The sequence below is a fragment of the Paenibacillus cellulosilyticus genome (genome assembly GCF_003182255.1).
In the GTDB taxonomy this organism is placed as follows: domain Bacteria; phylum Bacillota; class Bacilli; order Paenibacillales; family Paenibacillaceae; genus Paenibacillus_T; species Paenibacillus_T cellulosilyticus.
In genome coordinates, this window is the sequence record NZ_QGTQ01000010.1 from 145597 (window position 1) to 164218 (window position 18622).

5 protein-coding genes and 1 pseudogene are annotated in these 18622 nt (G+C 50.5%); 4 read left to right on the top strand and 2 right to left on the bottom strand.

Annotation, left to right across the window (positions count from 1 at the left end):
- On the top strand, positions 1-1976 hold a 1976-nt coding region (locus DFQ01_RS31130), incomplete at its 5' end, for a cadherin-like beta sandwich domain-containing protein (RefSeq protein WP_181394743.1).
- A 115-nt stretch (positions 1977-2091) separates the two neighbouring features.
- On the opposite strand, the gene DFQ01_RS15120 is transcribed toward DFQ01_RS31130, so the two are convergent.
- Complete coding sequence (locus tag DFQ01_RS15120) at positions 2092-3507, bottom strand: sensor histidine kinase (RefSeq protein WP_110044733.1); 1416 nt, start codon at positions 3505-3507, stop codon at positions 2092-2094.
- Positions 3504-4190, bottom strand: a complete 687-nt coding sequence (locus DFQ01_RS15125; protein ID WP_110044734.1) for a response regulator transcription factor — start codon at positions 4188-4190, stop codon at positions 3504-3506. Before DFQ01_RS15125 ends, DFQ01_RS15120 begins: the two co-directional genes overlap by 4 nt.
- 452 nt (positions 4191-4642) lie before the next feature.
- Between DFQ01_RS15125 and DFQ01_RS31655 the strand changes: the two genes are divergently transcribed.
- From DFQ01_RS31655 to DFQ01_RS32025, 3 genes and pseudogenes are all read left to right on the top strand, one after another.
- Positions 4643-11053 (top strand): X2-like carbohydrate binding domain-containing protein, encoded by a 6411-nt coding sequence (locus DFQ01_RS31655; protein WP_245946694.1) that lies wholly within the window; start codon positions 4643-4645, stop codon positions 11051-11053.
- A 380-nt stretch (positions 11054-11433) separates the two neighbouring features.
- A pseudogene (locus DFQ01_RS32020) lies at positions 11434-14354 on the top strand (SpvB/TcaC N-terminal domain-containing protein); the annotation flags it as partial.
- 2607 nt (positions 14355-16961) lie between these two features.
- Positions 16962-18614, top strand: coding sequence for an RHS repeat-associated core domain-containing protein (locus DFQ01_RS32025; RefSeq protein WP_342769994.1), 1653 nt, complete (start codon positions 16962-16964; stop codon positions 18612-18614).
- The last annotated feature ends 8 nt before the right edge of the window (positions 18615-18622 follow it).

An 18622-nucleotide genomic window follows, 5' to 3' on the forward strand; every position in this document is an offset into this window, starting at 1 on the left:
CGCTTCCGCTGAGCGTAGGAAGCAATGAGATTTCCATTATCGTGACGGCCCAAGACGGTACGTCCAGAACGTACACGGTAATGGTAACGCGAGCAGTACAAAGCAACAATGCAGATTTAAGCGGATTAGTGTTATCGAATGGAACGCTTAGCCCGGTGTTCGGGGCAGGAACAATCAGCTATACGGCAAGCGTGGGTAATGGTGTAAGCGGCATTACGCTAACACCAACGGTAGCGGATAGCCGTTCAACTGTGAGCGTGAATGAGGTTCCGGTGAACAGCGGCGAAGCCTCTGACATGCTTCCGCTTATGGTAGGGAACAACACGATAAGGGTGAAGGTCACAGCCGAGGATGGAACGACCAAGACGTACACGATAACGGTAACGCGGAGCGCAGGCGGTACTGCACATTTAAGTGGATTAGTCCTATCGAGCGGTACGTTAAGCCCAGAGTTTGAACCGCTCACAGCCGACTATACATCAAGCGTGGGCAATAGTGTAGATAGCGTGACCGTTACGATGGAGGTGCCCGATGTAGACAGGAATGCGGTGACGGTAAGTGTTCACCATATATCTGGAACGCTCCTAAGCGGGCCATTCGACATGTCGGGTGGTACTGCGGCCTTTTCACTTCCGCTCGTTGTGGGGAGCAATGAGATTTCTATCATCGTAAGGACGAATGACAATGTAAGAAATACGTATAAAGTCAAGATGACTCGGGCTGCAGCTCCTGTCACTGGTGGGGGAGTGGTGTCGCCAGTGAACAGCTCAACGGTCAATGATCAGCTGTATATCGATTTGAATGGGCAGGAGATCGATTTAGAAGACGTTGACACCAAGCAGCCGTATGCCACGCTTGAAGCAACGCCGAAAGACGATGTAGTCTTTGTTAATATTCCAGCGAGTGTTCTGACAGAGTTGGCCATCAAGAATCCTAATTTCTACCTTGAAATTAAGACGCCATATGGGATCTACCAAGTCCCCGTTGATTTGGCATTGATAATTCCCGAATTGCCGAAATTGATTGCAAAGTATAATTTGCAGGCTGACAATCTCAGCTTCAAGGTCGTTTTGACCAATAGATCTGAGGATCAAACCTTTCGCTCCGCGGTTGAAGATGACCTGCCAGGCAGTAAAGTGATAAGCGATATGGTTGATTTTCATATGGAGATTATGAATATGAAGACGGGCCAATCGCTTGGTGCGGTGGAGCAATTCTCGCAGGCTCTGATTCGAATCATCCCATTGTCCAAGAGTGTTAGTGAAATGCCGGAGCAATGGGGCGCATTCTGCTACAACGGAGCGACGAAGACATACGAGTTTGTCCCTGCTAAAACCGTATTGATCGATGGACTGCCGTACGTGTGGATCTACTCTTACTCGAATAGTGTATACGTCGTCGCGGACCATGCAATAAGTTTTGCGGATGTTAATCGAGGATGGGCGAAGCCATTCATCGAGTTGGCCGCATCGAAGGGGATTGTTGAAGGCACAGGGGACGGCAAGTTCGAACCAACTCGAACGGTAACACGGGTGGAGTTCGCTACAATGCTTGTTCGGGCACTAGGACGCCATAGTTCCGAGGCTGGCTCGTCACCTTATAACGATGTGAAGCCCACCGCATGGTATTATGAAGCGGTAGCAAATGCGAAGTCGCTTGGACTGCTGGATTTTACAAACGGTCAGAGATTCCTGCCGAATCAACCGCTGACTCGCGAGGAGATGGCGAGCATGTTGACGGCTGCAGTGACGATGGAGCATTTGTCGATTCCAGGCAAGTATGTCAGCTTGGAAGATTACAAAGATGTGGGAAGCGTAACAGCAGCATACCTGGAAAGTGTACGCACAATGATACAACTTAACATCATGACAGGAACGAGCGCGGATACGTTCAGCCCGAAAGCGACAACGACACGCGAACAAGCGGCGGCCGTACTCATTAGAACACTGCAAGCGCTTGGATGGTTAGACAATTAAATGAATTTAAATAAAATCCGCATGAGTTGGAAGTTTCCAACCCATGCGGATTTTTTGACAGCGGATTTCAACTAATGCAAATAATTGCTCGCCGCTTGACGACAAGAGCGCAGGTCTAAACCGGGGTAGAGACAGGCAGCCTGATCTGAAACCTCGTTTCAACAAACGGTCTGCTGTTCATTTCCAGCGTACCGCGGTGAGCCAGCGAGATATCCTTGACGATAGATAAGCCGATCCCCAAGCCTTCTCCCTTTCGCCCGCCGTCCACTCGGTAGAAGCGTTCGAAGATATGCTTCTGGTGCGCAGGGGGAATTCCTTTGCCCTTATCCTTAACGATAATGTTAACAGCTTGGTCGTCGGCAGTTAGCTCAATGCCGAGATAGTGTCCATCTTTCCCGTATCTGACCGCATTGTCCAGAAGATTGCGTAATGCTCGCTCAATAAGCGAAGCATCGATCAGGAGCTGAACATCTTCATCTGGCATTTCGACGTCCAGCTCCACTTGTTCGCCATCGAGTATCATGATGTATTCCACCGCAATTTTACGAATGATTTCTGATAAATTATGATTTTGCAAATGAATGGTAATATCTTCCTCATCCTGTCGGGAGACTTCAAGCATTTGATCCAGCAGCTTGTCCATATATCGGCAGCGCTGGAGGATGATTTTGGCTCTAGTATGGAGTTCTTGTTGGTCCTTATAATTGCCTGTGCGAATCAGCTCGGCGCAGCCAAGCATTGTCGTCAAAGGTGTTCGCAAATCATGTGACAGGTTAGATAGAAGCAGTTTGCGTTTGTTCTCGAACTGCTGGATTTCTCCGAATTGAGAATGAATTCGCTGAGCCATCGAATTATAATGCCTCGCAAGCTGACCAAGTTCGTCTTTGGAGCTGTCTGCCAGTTCTGCAACAGGAGAATTGCTTTGAAGATTCAGTTGATTGACCGCGTTGTTTAGCTTGCGAATTCTTTTATTGATTCTGGAGAAAATCCATAAACCAAGCAGGAATGGAATTGAGAACGACAAAATGAGCGGAGCTACTAAAGTCAACAGAGATTTATGCGAGCGAATAAGAAAATACATCTCACCTTGCTTCATCGCGGAGGCAGGAAGGCTGAGCAGCATGAAATACGTTTCCCCTTCCCTGGATACCGGAGTGAGGATATTTACTTCATCGTTTTTTAAATATCCCTCTGGCATATTCTGCATAAGAAGCGCCAGATCGCGAAACGTAAAATTCGGATTAAGTCCTGTGGTATCATAGATGGCTTGTCCGTTGCTATCCATCCACAAAAATCGGATGGATGGATGTTCCTCATGTGCGCCATCTAAAATCGACTTCAATGTATCCTTCCCTAACTCGGGTTGTTCGTCAATCGAATCCACAATGGAGTGTGCAAGCGGGTTCAACTCCAACAGAGCATAGCCCTTATTTGCAATTTTGCCGATCCAAACAGACGAGCAGCCGAACAGTACCATACTTAAGGCAGCACTAACAACGAGCAATAGCCATAGTTTGGTCTTTAAGATCATAGGTCTACTCCCGTCAGACGGTAACCTACTCCGCGGATCGCTTGAATGGCCCAGGGAGATCCCGCTCGCTCCAGCTGCTTGCGCAGCCGGCTCATATATACGCTTAAATTGTTATCGTCATATCGTTCATGCTGCCATACTTGTTGATAGATTTCCAGTTTCGTCATCACCCGGTCGGGATTTTTCATCAGGAGCTGCATTAAGTCGCGTTCTACCGAAGTCAACGATATCTTTTCGTTATGAATGAGCATTGAATAATTATCGACGTCGAGAATTAGATTGTTTAAACGAACGATAACAGAAGTGTGAGTAGACACCGGATATCGCCTGCGTAGAACAGCTTGAATGCGGGCAATCAACTCCATGGGACTAAAGGGCTTCGTCATGTAATCATCGGCGCCGAGTCCAAGCGTGGTGATCTTATCCTGCTCCTGTCTTCTTGCACTGACCACGATCGTTAATGTGTTCATCCGACGATTGCGCAAATAACTGAGAACCTCGAAGCCGTCGCTATCCTCCATCATGAGATCCAGAACGACCACATCGATCGGATTTGATTCCATTTGTTCGATCGCTTGGCGCCCAGATTCTGCTTCGATTGCATGCATACCGGACTGTTCGATTTGGGTACGAATCATTTCGCGGATTTGGGGATCATCATCAACCACAAGAATTTTTTCCATCTAAAGCTCTTCCTCGCTATCTCGGGAGTTTAATTAGTTCGATAATAGCACGTTTGGATGATAGTTGTCTCTTTATCGACATCTCGTTTGTTGAGTTAGAGGGGGTGGCTATAGTTAAGTAGCTTGGTGATTTCTTTCATACTTTTAAGATTTCTTTAAGAGTTTTAATAGGCGCTGCTAAGTATAATTTTTTTGTTAGGAGAGGACCAGATTAGAGGAAGCCGCTTACAGAAGCCATCAAGTGACACATGAATCAGACGTTTTAGATTGAACTAATCCTCTCGTTCTTTTTTTGGTAGAGAGAGCATACATTTTCCGGATTCATCGCTTGAACTGCAAGACGGCTGAGTTATGAAGCGGCAGGTTCTGGACAAAGCCAGGACAAGGGAAATGAAAAAGATGCTTGCTGATCATTGAAACGCACTGCAATATAGAAAAAGGGAGGAATACATATGAATCTATACAAACGAACTCGACGATTTCTGGCAGCAATCTTATCCGTCGTCATTGTACTGGGATTAATTCCGACTACGGGGAAAGCAAGCGCGGCAACGACTATGGTCAAAGTGGTTCAGATCGCTGCGGCCCAGAATAATTCCATCGCTTTGAAGTCAGATGGCACCGTCTTCGCCTGGGGAAACAACGTCACCAGTTGGGCCAAACCGCCCGAAGGGCTAACAGACGTGGTCGAGATTTACGCTAAAGACACTGTCTTTCTGGCTCGCAAATCGAACGGCACGGTGGTCGTATGGGGGAGCAACGAAGCAAGTGAGACGACGATACCTAACGGCCTGAACAATGTCATCTCCATGGCTTCCGCAGGTCATCACACGTTGATGGTATCGAAATCAGGCGTTATTAGCGGTGCCGGTACGGCGGTCGCATGGGGGCTCAACGGGAATGGACAATCGGATGTGCCAGTTGATGCGCAGGCTGCGGTCACCAAGGTAGCCGCGGGTTCTTATTATTCGATGGCTTTAAAAATTAATGGTACGGTCGTCGATTGGGGAACAAATGGCCTCGGTTCGACGCTCAAGCCCGCAGATTTGTCTAATGTGGTTGCTATTGATGCTGGATATATGTATGCATTGGCACTAAAGTCGGATGGTACGGTTGCAGCCTGGGGAAAGGAATATGACGAGAACGGTATTCTAAATGTGTCAGGCCTGACTGGTATTACAGCCATATCGGCTAATAGTACACATGCATTGGCGTTGAAGAGCGACGGCACGGTGGTCGGCTGGGGGGATAATAAATATGGCAAAGCAACCCCGCCTGTTGGACTTACAGATGTTGTTGCGATCTCGGCGGGCGTCGATCATTCCCTGGCATTGAAGAGCGATGGTACCGTCGTTAGCTGGGGCTTGCAAACATCGGTGCCGGGCAACAACGAATTGAGCAGTTTGACGATTTCAGAGGGGACGTCGAACATTGCGTTTGATCCTTCCGTTACTTCGTATCAGTATGACATCAGTCCGTATGAAACAAGCGTCCATATCGATGCAGTGTTGAAAGATACTGCTTCTTCCGAACTGTATATCAACGATCAGTTGCAAAAAAGCGGATCGACAGTCGCCGTCGCGGTTCCGGCTACCGGGGCAGTTATCAAGATTTTAGTGAAGCCTTATTTAAAGGAATCCAGAACCTATACACTAACGATATCGCGCGATCGGGAGCCGCCTTCGGTGACCTTCTCTCCTAATGGCAGCAGCACGACACCATTAAGAACGATTTCGACTTCCGTTAAGGTCACGGATACGACGAGCGGTGTCGACCCGTCAACCCTGGAGTATGCTTGGTCACAAGCGGCTTCCGCTCCTGCTAGTGGATGGGCTAACTTCTCTCTCATTCCATATACTCAACTCGCGCAATTTACGCACGCCGGTGCGGATGGGAATTGGTATTTGCACATCCGGGCCAAGGATTATACAGGGAAATTGGCGGAAGTAAGTTCAGAACCATTTTTGATTGATAACACGGCTCCGGTGCTAAGTCTGACGATGAAGAAGGCGGACGATACTGCGTATTTGGAAGATTCTTGGTCGAATCAGGCTGTGGTCATAAGCGCCGCAGCGATAGATGCACAAAGCGCCAATGTAACAGTTAAGTATACGCTCGACGGAGGCAAGACATGGACGAGTTATACAGATCCGATCACGATACCTGATTCCGGAATTTATACAGTTATCATTCAGGCGAGCGATGCGATAGGCAACGTGCAAACCGAAAGCCGCACCATAAGAATCACCGAGGGTGACTTAAAACTGACGATAACAAAGGTGAAGGTAACTGGCGGTGACGATTATTCGAGCGGGGACTGGACGAATAGTAGTGTCCGGGTAACTGCTACGGCTGAAACCAAGGCAGGCGAGACGATTCTCGCAGACTCCTTCACTTGGGATATGAACGAAGTAGATATGGGGAAATATTCTGGGCAACAAATCTTTTTCTTCACTGACGGCATGAACTCTGGCGAGTTCAAAGTTAAGGATTCTCTTGGGAATAGTTTAACCGCTCCATATGCAGTTAATATCGACAGGACAGCGCCGACGGTTTCCTTCAGTCCGAATGGCAACGCAGCGTTGGCGCGAGAGGCATCGGTAACGGCAACGGTTGCCGACAGCGGTGGCAGCGGGTTGGTAGAATCCGCACTGGAATATGTGTGGACGCAAAGTACAGGGGAACCAACAGACGGTTGGTTGCCGTTGAATAATGGCAGTACATTGACGAAGGAGGGCGTAGATGGGAATTGGTACTTGCATATTCGAGGGAAAGATGCGGCAGGCAATGAGATAAACGCTGTATCCAGCCCTTTCGTGCTGGATAACGCTGCTCTGAACAGCACACTCAGTCCGGATACGGGCAGCTTCGATAAGAAGGAGTCAGCGCAAGCCGATGTCGATACGATGCTGATGCTGAATGGCAACACGTTGGTGGGGATCAGCAACGGGACAGACGAGCTCTTACCCGGAATGGATTATGTGATTACGGGCAACACGGTGGTCATCCAGAAAAGCTATCTGATCTTGCAGCCGGAAGGTGCTGTTAGCCTGACGTTCACATTCAGCGGCGGATCAGTTCAGACGTTGACGATCACGATCGACGACACAACACCGTTGAACAGCACGATCAGCCCGGATATAGCCAGCTTCGATAAGAAAATTTCTGCGCAAGCCGATGTCGATACGACGTTGACGCTGAACGGCAACACATTGACTGGCATCAGCAACGATGGCATTGCTCTTGTGTCCGGCACCGATTATTCAGTATCGGGCGATGTGGTGACAATTCTGAAAAATTATCTGGCTTCACAACCGCTAGGAGTAACAAGCTTGACGTTCACATTCAGCTCGGGGGCGATTCAGACGCTGATCTTTATGATTAGCGACACAACGCCGTCGAACAGTACGATCAGCCCGAACGCAGGCAGCTTCGATAAGAAAACTTCTGCGCAAGCTGATATCGATACGACACTGACGTTAAACGGAAACACGTTGACTGGCATCAGTAACGGAGCCGAGACGCTTGTGCTTGGCACGGACTACACCGTGACAGGCAACACGGTGACGCTCTTGAAGAGCTACTTGGCTGTGCAAGCGGTAGGTACCACAAGCTTGACGTTCACGTTCAGCGGCGGAGCGAATCAGACACTGACGATCACGGTCAACGACACAACGCCGCAGAACAGTACGATCAGCCCGAACGCAGGCAGCTTCAATAAGAAAGTTTCTGCGCAAGCGGATGTATCAGCGACGCTGACGCTAAACGGCAACACGTTGATCGGCATCAGCAACGGGGCTGGGACCCTTGTGCTTGGCACTGACTACACCGTGACAGGCAACACGGTGACGATTCTGAAGAGCTACTTGGCTGAGCAAGCGGTAGGTACCACAAGCTTGACGTTCACGTTCAGCGGCGGAGCGAATCAGACACTGACGATCACAGTCAACGACACAACGCCGCAGAACAGTACGATCAGCCCGAACGCAGCCAGTTTCGATAAGAAAACTTCTGTGCAAGCGGATGTATCAACGACGCTGACTTTAAGCGGCAATACGTTGATCGGCATCAGCAACGGAGCCGAGACGCTTGTGCTTGGCACGGACTACACCGTGACAGGTAACACGGTGACGCTCTTGAAGAGCTACTTGGCTGCGCAAGCGGTAGGTACCACAAGCTTGACGTTCACGTTCAGCGGCGGAGCAGATCAGACATTGGCGATCACGGTCAACGACACAACGCCGCAGAACAGTACGATCAGCCCGAACGCAGGCAGCTTCAATAAGAAAGTTTCTGCGCAAGCAGATGTCGATACGACGCTGACGCTGAACGGCAACACGTTGACTGGCATCAGCAACGGAGCCGAGACGCTTGTGCTTGGCACGGACTACACCGTGACAGGCAACACGGTGACGATTCTGAAGAGCTACTTGGCTGAACAATCGGTAGGCGCAACGAGCTTGACGTTCACGTTCAGTGGCGGAGCAGATCAGACATTGACGATTACAGTCAACGACACAACGCCGCAGAATAGTACGGTCAGCCCGAATGTAGCCAGCTTCGATAAGAAAATTTCTGCGCAAGCGGATGTCGATACGACGCTGACGTTGAACGGCAACACGTTGACTGGCATCAGCAACGGGGCTGGGACCCTTGTGCTTGGCACGGACTACACCGTGACAGGCAACACGGTGACGATTCTGAAGAGCTACTTGGCTGAACAATCGGTAGGCGCAACGAGCTTGACGTTCACGTTCAGTGGTGGAGCAGATCAGACATTGACGATTACAGTCAACGACACAACGCCGCAGAATAGTACGGTCAGCCCGAATGTAGCCAGCTTCGATAAGAAAATTTCTGCGCAAGCGGATGTCGATACGACGCTGACGCTGAACGGCAACACGTTGACTGGCATCAGCAACGGGGCTGGGACCCTTGTGCTTGGCACTGACTACACCGTGACAGGCAACACGGTGACGATTCTGAAGAGCTACTTGGCTGAACAATCGGTAGGCGCAACGAGCTTGACGTTCACGTTCAGTGGCGGAGCAGATCAGACATTGACGATTACAGTCAACGACACAACGCCGCAGAATAGTACGGTCAGCCCGAATGTAGCCAGCTTTGATAAGAAAGTTTCTGCGCAAGCGGATGTCGATACGACGCTGACGCTGAACGGTAACACGTTGACTGGCATCAGCAACGGAGCCGAGGCACTTGTGCTTGGCACTGACTACACCGTGACAGGCAACACGGTGACGATTCTGAAGAGCTACTTGGCTGCACAATCGGTAGGTACAAAGAGCTTGACGTTCACGTTCAGTGGCGGAGAGAATCAGACACTGACGATCACAGTCAATGACACAACGCCGCAGAATAGTACGATCAGCCCGAACGCAGCCAGTTTCGATAAGAAAACTTCTGCGCAAGCAGATGTCGATACGACGCTGACGCTGAACGGCAACACGTTGATCGGCATCAGTAACGGAGCTGAGGTACTTGTGCTTGGCACTGATTACACCGTAACAGGCAACACGGTGACGATTCTGAAGAGCTATTTGGCTGCGCAATCAGTAGGCACCACAAGCTTGACGTTCACGTTCAGCGGCGGAGCGGATCAGACGTTGACGATTACGATTAGTGACACAACGTTGCCAAGCTACACAGTGACGTATAGCGGTAACGGAAGTACGGGGGGAAGCGTACCAACGGACAGCGGATTTTATGAGCAAGGGGTTTCGGTATTGGTGTCCGGTAACCCGGGAAGTTTGAGTAAAACGGGCTACACATTCGCAGGCTGGAACACGCAAGCAGATGGAAACGGAACGAATTATTCGGCGGGAGCGACCGTCACTATAGGAACCGCTAATGTGACGCTTTATGCGAAATGGATAAGCAACATCGCAGATTTAAGCGATTTGACGCTATCGGGCAATACGCTGAATCCGACTTTCGATGCAGCCACAACAAGCTATACGGTCAACGTGACAACCAGCATGAGCAGCATCACTGTAACGGCGACGGTCCGTGACGCCGTCGATGCTACGGTTACGGCGACGGCGTATAACAACGCAGGGACGATAACTAGCGGTCCAATCCCATTGACAAGTGGTGCTGTGTCCCCGTCGTTTCCGCTGAACGTAGGCATCAATTTGATTAACCTAGTCGTGACAGCAGAGGATGGTACAACGAAGACCTATGCAATTACAGTGAACCGTGCTTCCAATAATGGCAGCGGCGGTTCAATTGTACCGCCGACGGTACCAAGCGAAGAACAAGCGCCGGGCACATCGACAGAGGAGCCGCCAACAGATACGAGTCCGACCTTTGCATTCTCTGATATTGTTGGACATTGGGCCGAAACCTACATCAAGCAAGCTGCTGGTATTGGTATCGTCACGGGCTACCCGGATGGTACATTCAAGCCAAACCACACTGTGACTCGCGCTGAATTTACGGTAATGCTGATGAATGCGCTTAAGCTGCCGGTTGAAGCAGCAGCGCTATCGTTCACCGATACAGCGAAGATTGGTTCTTGGGCACAGAAGGCGGTCGCACAGGCTGTGCAAGCGGGAATTATTAATGGTTATGCGGATGGCAGCTTCCGCCCGGATGCGGAAATAACACGCGCCGAAATGGCTATGATGCTTGCAAATGCATTGCATTTGTCACTTGGGGCGAACGTCGCAACTAGTTTCGCGGACGACATGGATATTCCGGCATGGGCAAAAGCTGCGGTATCAGCCATTAAGACACTTGGTCTTATACAGGGTAAAAGTTCAAATATATTCGATCCTGATGCCAGCACAACAAGGGCGGAGGCAGTTACCGCATTGATGAGGATGTTGGCGCAACAAAGTTAGTCTTTGTAACAAATTAAGTCGCAGGGAGTAGTTGTTTCGAAGGGGATAAGAGCTTGCTTTGAGAGCCGTGAGCAATCGGCTTCAGGGCAAGCTTTTTTATTGTAGTATCGCCAGTTTTCTGCAGGTCCGCTGACAATGAAACCTTGGCCGTTCTTAACCTCTACAAATCTATGAACATGCGGAATCTGAGCCGTACAACAGATAAGGACGCCTTCGCAGATCGAGTCTTTAAGAAACCATTAATGTTGTTCGCTATATCACAAATGTTATGTTCATCTATAGCAAGCATCTAAAGGCTGCGATAGCAAGATCGAATACTGCATCATATCCGGATCAAGACTGTATTGGGCTTGATGCCAATCTCTGGGGGTGAAAGCGTTATGAGCGAAAATGCTGAGAGGTTTCTGGATCTGCCCGAAGGAAGGGGATCGTTCCATGGCTTGCCTGGTGAGGAGCATGTTAACGAATTTGCCGGAGAAGCCTCATTCCACGTACCTGTCTTCACCAGCCCCTGCCGGGGGTTCGAACCGATTCTGGAATTGAATTACCGTTCAGGTGGAGGCAATGGCAGCTTTGGCTTAGGATTCGAGCTGTCCGTTCCTAATATTTCCCGCAAGACAAACCGGGCATCCCGCGCTATGACGAATCGGATGCTTTTCAGATTGAGGGAGAGGAGGATTTAGTGCTTTTTGAGGACATCCAAGCGGTTCAACGGGATTTCGAAGGCGCTGCCTACACGGTTACCGTTTATCGGCCGCGTGTGGACCATCATTATGAACGTATCGAACAATGGAGCGGCAGGACACCCGGAGATACGCATTGGCGAGTAACGTGCAGGAATAACATTACTTCATTATACGGAATAGCGGCAACCTCCCGAATCAGTGATCCCGAAGACGAGGGTCGTATATTTCGATGGCTGCTTGCCGAGCGCTTCGACGCCAAAGGAAATCGCACAGTCTACGAATACGATTCGGAACAGCCATCCTGCTTCGCCGCCGTCAGCGAAACGGATCGCCTTACAAATGCCAACAAATATATTCGTCGGATCTGTTACGGCAATGTTATTCCCTATCTCGCTGAAGCGAAATGAGATAAGGATGCTCCCGATACATGGCATTTCGAAGTGTTGTTTGATTATGGCGATTATGTGCTGCCGGAACAGGGAAACCGCGACTGTAATCCGTATAACAAGCTTCCTGTGCCACCTGCAACCTACTGCCGAAAAGACGCATTCTCCACGTATTATGCCGGATTTGAAATTCGTCATCGCCGGCTTTGCCGCAACATTTTGATGTTCCACCGTTTCGAAGCAGAGCTTGGCGCGAATCCGGTGCTCGTGCATGTTACGCGACTGCTCTATCGGGAGACGAGCGCTGTCTCTTTGCTCATTTCTGCCCAGACGATTGGATATCGCTTCGCAAATGGCGTGTATGAGAGCGAGAGCTTGCCGCCACTCGAATTTTTTTATTCTGATTTCAATCCGGATTGCGGGTATGCACTGCTCGTTGATGAATTCGATAAACCGGTGCCGGGACTCAGTTTCTCAAGCGGCTGGCAGATGGCCGACCTGTATGGCACCGGGGCGCCGGGGTTGCTTTATCATGACGGGGTGTCGACGATGTATCGCCAATTGCGTACCGAAGAGGAAACGTCCGCTCGCCCTGACGAGCAGCTAAGGTTTACGCCTGCGGAACCTCTCGCGCTTTTCCCTAAACTTATTCATCCAAACGAACAGAAGTTGTGGATGACCGATTTGAACGGCAGCGGCCGGTTGGATTTGATTCTTCGGGAGTCGGGGCAATATGGGTATTACGAGTCAAATCCTGATCGAACCTGGAGTGCCTACCGGCCGCTGGCTTCGGTTCCGTCTGTGTATGGCGAGCAGCAGCCACAATTCTCGGTAGATGTGACAGGAAGCGGACTTAGCGATTGGCTGGCGATCGAGGAAGACCGCGTCGTCGTTTACCCTTCGCTTGGGAGCGATGGATTTGGTCGGGCGATTGTAAGAGAACGGGTTTACGGGCTTCCGACTCCTAGACGCGGCGCTCTTAACGAATGGTTTGATTTTGCAGCAATAACGGGCTTGGGATTAAAGCAGCTTGTACGTATTACGAATGGTCGTGTGGAGTGTTGGCCCAACCTTGGCTACGGCCGCTTCGGCAAGCCAGTGACTCTCGCCGGCGCGCCTTATTTCGAAGATGACCTTGATATTTCCCGCTTGTTTCTAGCAGATGTGAACGGCACGGGGCTAGCGGATCTAATCTATGTCAACCCGGACAGCGTCGACATTTATTTGAATCAAAGCGGTAATAGTTTCGCAGAGCCGATAAACATCCCATTGCCTGCCGGCTGGGACCGGCTCAGTCAAATAAGATTTGTGGACGTATACGGCAGCGGGACAGCGTGTTTGCTCTTTAGCGAAGATAACGGAAGCCCGAAACATTGGTGCTGTGATTTCAATCGAGGCAACAAACCTTATCTGCTGCAACGGTTTTCGAACAATCTGGGTTCTGAAACCCGCATTTCCTATTGTACTTCAACCAAATTTTATTTGGCCGATGTCGGCAAAGGCCTCCCGTGGATAGCAAAGTTGCCTTTTCCTGTCCAGGTTGTTGACAAGGTGGAGAGGTTTGACTTCATTTCTGGCACGAAGGAGGTCAGCCTCTACACTTATCATCACGGGTACTATGATTCGCTGGAGAGAGAGTTCAGAGGTTTCGGCATGGTTGAAAGGCAGGATGCAGAGTCCGTCATGATTGGCGCCGAACCGACCGATGTCCCTCCCGTCTTGACGAAAACGTGGTACCATACGGGCAGTTGGGACATGACCGAAGGACTGTCGCTGCAATACGTTAAGGCGTACTACGGCGAAACAGACGGTGCAGACCGGCTTCCGGACAGCGTATTTGATGTAGAGACATACCGTTCACATCATCCCGGCTGGATCGAGAATTCGGCAACGGCAAGAGAGGCGAATCGCGCGTTTAAAGGAATGCTGCTGAGGCAGGAAATTTTCGCGCCGACAGCGCCGGCAGGCCCTGGTCAAAAGCAGGATGCTCCTTATCGCGTAACGGAATTGAACTTCGAGGTCGAGCTGGTTCAGCCTCCGCATCATTGTCGGTTTGGCATCTATGTCGTGCATCAACGGGAAACGTTAACCTGTGATTACGAACGGAATCCGGCGGACCCCCAGATCACCCATGAGCTTACGCTGGAGGTTGACAACTACGGGAATGTGCTCCGTTCCTGTGTGATTGCATACGGTCGCAATCCACTAGTCGCAGGCTGTTTGCCGGAGCAGCGCAAGACCGTTATTCATTTGGTGCAGCATCGTTATGCCAATCAAGCGGATAACCAAGCTTACTTGATTGGAGTCCCGATCGAAACGCTGATATTTGACATTCGTCAGCTTCCATTGCCTGAAGGCAAACAAAGGTATTCTTTTGTCGAAACGGCACTCCGTCTGGCGGACGCCGCGAGTCATCCTGAAACCTCTTTAGCAGGCGGAATACGCCATTACTACTGGTCGCCCGAGCAGCGCGAGGCGTTAGCTTTAGGATTGGTTAGCCCTCAATGTCTACTTTATGCGATGGATTCGCTGTACTTTTCCTCCGGCATGCTCGCAGGCGGATTCGACGGAATCATGACCGACAATGAGATCAAGAAGCTTCTTGAAACCGAAGGTGGTTATAGGCGCGATACGAATAACTGGTGGGCGTTTGATTTCGCGAGCGAATACGGAGACCAGGATTCTTACTATAGGGTGCAAGCGAATGTCGACGCTTTCGGAAACCGAACTACCTATCATTATGATGCTTATAGCTTGCTGATGGTTAGCGTAACGGATGCTTTGCATAATACTGCGGTAATGGAACAAGGGGATTATCTTTGTTTGCTCCCGCAGCGAATAATAGACCGTAATCGGAATGTTTCCGAAGTGATATACGATGCACTTGGACGGGTTCGCGTCGCTTCCCGTTACGCTGAGAGTAGTGGTGAGAGAACCGGGTTTATCCCGCTGGCGCAATATCAGTTAAGGGAAAAAGCAGCGATCAATCAACTCGTTCAAGATCCGTCCTTTTATTTGCAGGGCGCTTCGCATTTCTATGAATACGATCTTCGATCGTGGATGGGAAGCGTGAGACAAGCCGATTTTGCGGACATAGGCATTGATGTGCGCGCACTGTGGCAAGAGCTTCTGGCAAGCGGATGCATTGGTTATTGCGGAGGTGTCACGCAGCAATTCCGCGAGTTTCCCGATGCGCAAAAGCTTCCGCTGAGCGAGGCGTTCGAGCTATATCGCAGTCGAATCTACGATACGCTTGCACAAGCCGCGCAAAGCAGGCCTGCCTGCGTAGTTAGTCTCGATGCGGTGCAATATGTGCGTGATGATCGACATTCGGTGCAATCGCCGATCCGTATCGGAGTCGAATTTCGCGATGGATCGGGACGTTTAGTCCAATACAAGCATCTTGTAGAGCCTGGCGAAGCTTTCGTCGTTGACGATCCTGCTCTTCTAGAGGGAAGGGCCGTTCAGATGGGGCAGGCGAGCCTTAGATGGCTTGCTACGGGAGGCACGGTTTACAACAACAAGGGTCAGCCTGTGAAACAATACGAGCCGTATTTTGTTAATACGGCCGAATATGTCAACTGCGAAGCATTACACCGTTGTGGTGTCAGTCCAACTTTCGAATATGATCCGCTCGGAAGAGTACGGCGGATCATTAGCGCCAAAGGCTTCGTAAGGCGGATTGATCGCGGCGCATGGGAGGAAAACGACTGGGATGGCATCGATACGATGCTGGAATCCCCTTATTATGCGGCAAATATAGGCGGCTTTGATCCCGCGTCGTCGTATTACAACCCGGATATGACCGATGAGGAACGGCTAACGATGGCTAAATCAATTAAGCTGGCTGGCACGCCAGAACGCAAGTTGTTTGACGCACAAGGTCATACGGTTCAAGTTGCGACGTACAAAGCGCCCGATCAACTGCTTGCGACCAGGTATGAGTGGGACTCAAACGGAAACTTGCTGGCTAGTGCAGACCCTAGACTCGGAGCAGCAGGCTTACATAATTTCCGATATGCCTATAACTATGCGAATCAATGTTATCGGACAAGTAGCGTAGACGGGGGAAACACGCAATGGACGCTCTGGAATGCGAACGGTCAACCGATCCTTAGTCGGCATGGCCTGCACACGCGTCGATTTTTCTATGACGAATTGCATCGCCTTACATCCGTTCTTGTTCATGGGCCGGACGACTCGATGAGCATTGTGGAGGTGATGGTGTACGGAGAAAGCCTGGAGCTGCAACAAGCGCAGGAGAACAATTTGCGCGGGGAGTTGTACAAGCGCTACGACCAAAGCGGACAAACGACGCATGAATCCTACAGCCTGGATGCTCATCCGATGCGCGTGTCGCATCGCTTCGCTCACAATTACCGCGATACGCTTAATTGGTCCCGCGCATCTGTTGCTAATGCCGAGGAGGTGCTGGAAAAGCAAAGCTTCGCAGAAACGTTCGATTACGATGCATTAGGTCAGCTTGTCGCGCATACAGACTCCGCGAGAAATAAGGCCAATTGGCAATATGGGCTGGCCGGCTGGCTCTTGCGGGCAGAGGTGCAAGGAATGCGCGAAAATATGCCGCATACCGCTTTTCAGATCGCAAGCTGCAATGCCAGGGGCCAATGGCTGCAATTATTATACGGTAACGATGGACATTGCAGTACTTCCTATGAATACGATTCGAGAACATTCGATCCGGTCCGGGTGAGAACAAGGCGGGCCAACCACCCGGATATACAAGATTTGCAGGTGTTCTACGATCCTATTGGCCATGTTTGTACGACGAAAGAACGAGCGCTTCCGTTCACTCATGAAGATAGGGGCGCGGAGATGGCGTCCCGGTATACCTATGATGCGTGTTATCGCTTGATCCAAGCGACAGGCTGGGAAGGCGATCAGCCGGATGCCGTCTTTCCCCTTGGAGGAGATGCGAAGCTGCAGTCCTATCAACTCGATTACAAGTACGATGATTCCGGCAATCTGTACGAAACCGTTCACCGCTCGGACCGCGATCATCACGATACACGTACGCTGTCATTGACGGTATCATCGTGTTCGAACCGTGCCGTGCCATCCAGTCAAACGATGGATGCGGCGCAAGTCGACGCTTTGTTTGACGCTTCCGGCTGTCTGAAGCAGGACGAGCATTGTTCCAATCTGCAGTGGGATTACGATCAGCGGCTGCGTTCATTCATTGCGGGCAATGGCGCTTCGCGCGACTATTACGTTTACGACCAGAATGGTCATCGCGCACGCAAAGTGACGGAGTCGCTTAATGCGGATGGCAATGTCGTGTCGATTGAGGAGACGCGATATATCGGCCATTTGGAAATAAGCAGTCGTTACCGCGGTGCTGCTATCGACCCGTTAAAGCTTGAAGCGCGATGCGAAACAGCGCGGCTGATGATTCATCATCGCAATGTTGCGACCCGCGTGTATTGGACGACAGGCAGTCCGGTTGGGGAGGAGGCGATGCAGGTTCGCTATTCGCTTCATGATCAGGTTGGATCATGCGTAACCGAGGTGGACAGTGAAGGAGCCGTCCTCGCCAGAGAGGCCTATTATCCATATGGGGGAACGGCTTGGTCTGCTTCTTCCGGTGACGCCATAAAGCATAAGAAACTGCGTTATGCAGGAAAGGAAAAGGATGGGGAGTCAGGCTTCTACGATTACGGCCAGCGTTATTATGCGCCGTCATCTGCACGCTGGTTAAGCCCGGACCCGGCAGGTACGATCGACGGGCTTAATCTGTATGCCTATGTAGGAGGAAATCCGGTCACTTACACGGACCCGCACGGCTTAATGCCCAGCAGGGCGAGGGCCGAATTTAATGTCGAAGTCGTTGCGCGTTCATCTGGCAATGGAGGCGGCATGAAGCTTCGCGTGACGGGCCGACCGAAGAAGTTTACGGCCGCTACGCTGCGATTGCTTGCGAAACGTCGCGAAAATCGCAAATATTTCAAGAAAAGATCGAATGGAAGAGTATTCAAGAAACAAGGTTATACTCGCAATCATATTCAGCCCTGGCTTACGATCAAAAAAGAACAAGAGACGGCTACCAGAGGGTTCACGCTTAATCAGATGGAGTCTTATCTCCGCCATGATATTGATGTCAGCACGTTTAGCAATAAAGCCTATAAGGACCGGTTCGTAAAGATGCTGGCGAAGAAGAAGATGAAGCGAAAACATATAGAAGAGGCCTTCCGTGCCGTTCTCGTCGACGAATACAACAATCCGGACAATTTGTTTATTGGCAAAAGCGGTAAAAATCTTTCAATGGGCGCCATTATGAAGGCTAGACAAACGAAACTCAAAAAAACATACGGCACGAATCAACTGACAGATGCGGAGAGGGATGACCTGATGAGTGAGTTTCGAGATGCGGCCTTGGATACCCCAAGTCATTTGACAGCCGCTCAAATTCAGGATGTCCAAAATCGCTTCAATTCTGCTTGGGGTAGGAATCGCGGAAAATACATTTAGAAGCATGG

Bases quoted from the DNA above. Each gene is read 5' to 3' on its own strand.
- DFQ01_RS15120 (WP_110044733.1), bottom strand. From the start codon at position 3,507: ATGATCTTAAAGACCAAACTATGGCTATTGCTCGTTGTTAGTGCTGCC.
- DFQ01_RS15125 (WP_110044734.1), bottom strand. From the start codon at position 4,190: ATGGAAAAAATTCTTGTGGTTGATGATGATCCCCAAATCCGCGAAATG.
- DFQ01_RS31655 (WP_245946694.1), top strand. From the start codon at position 4,643: ATGAATCTATACAAACGAACTCGACGATTTCTGGCAGCAATCTTATCC.
- DFQ01_RS32025 (WP_342769994.1), top strand. From the start codon at position 16,962: ATGGCGTCCCGGTATACCTATGATGCGTGTTATCGCTTGATCCAAGCG.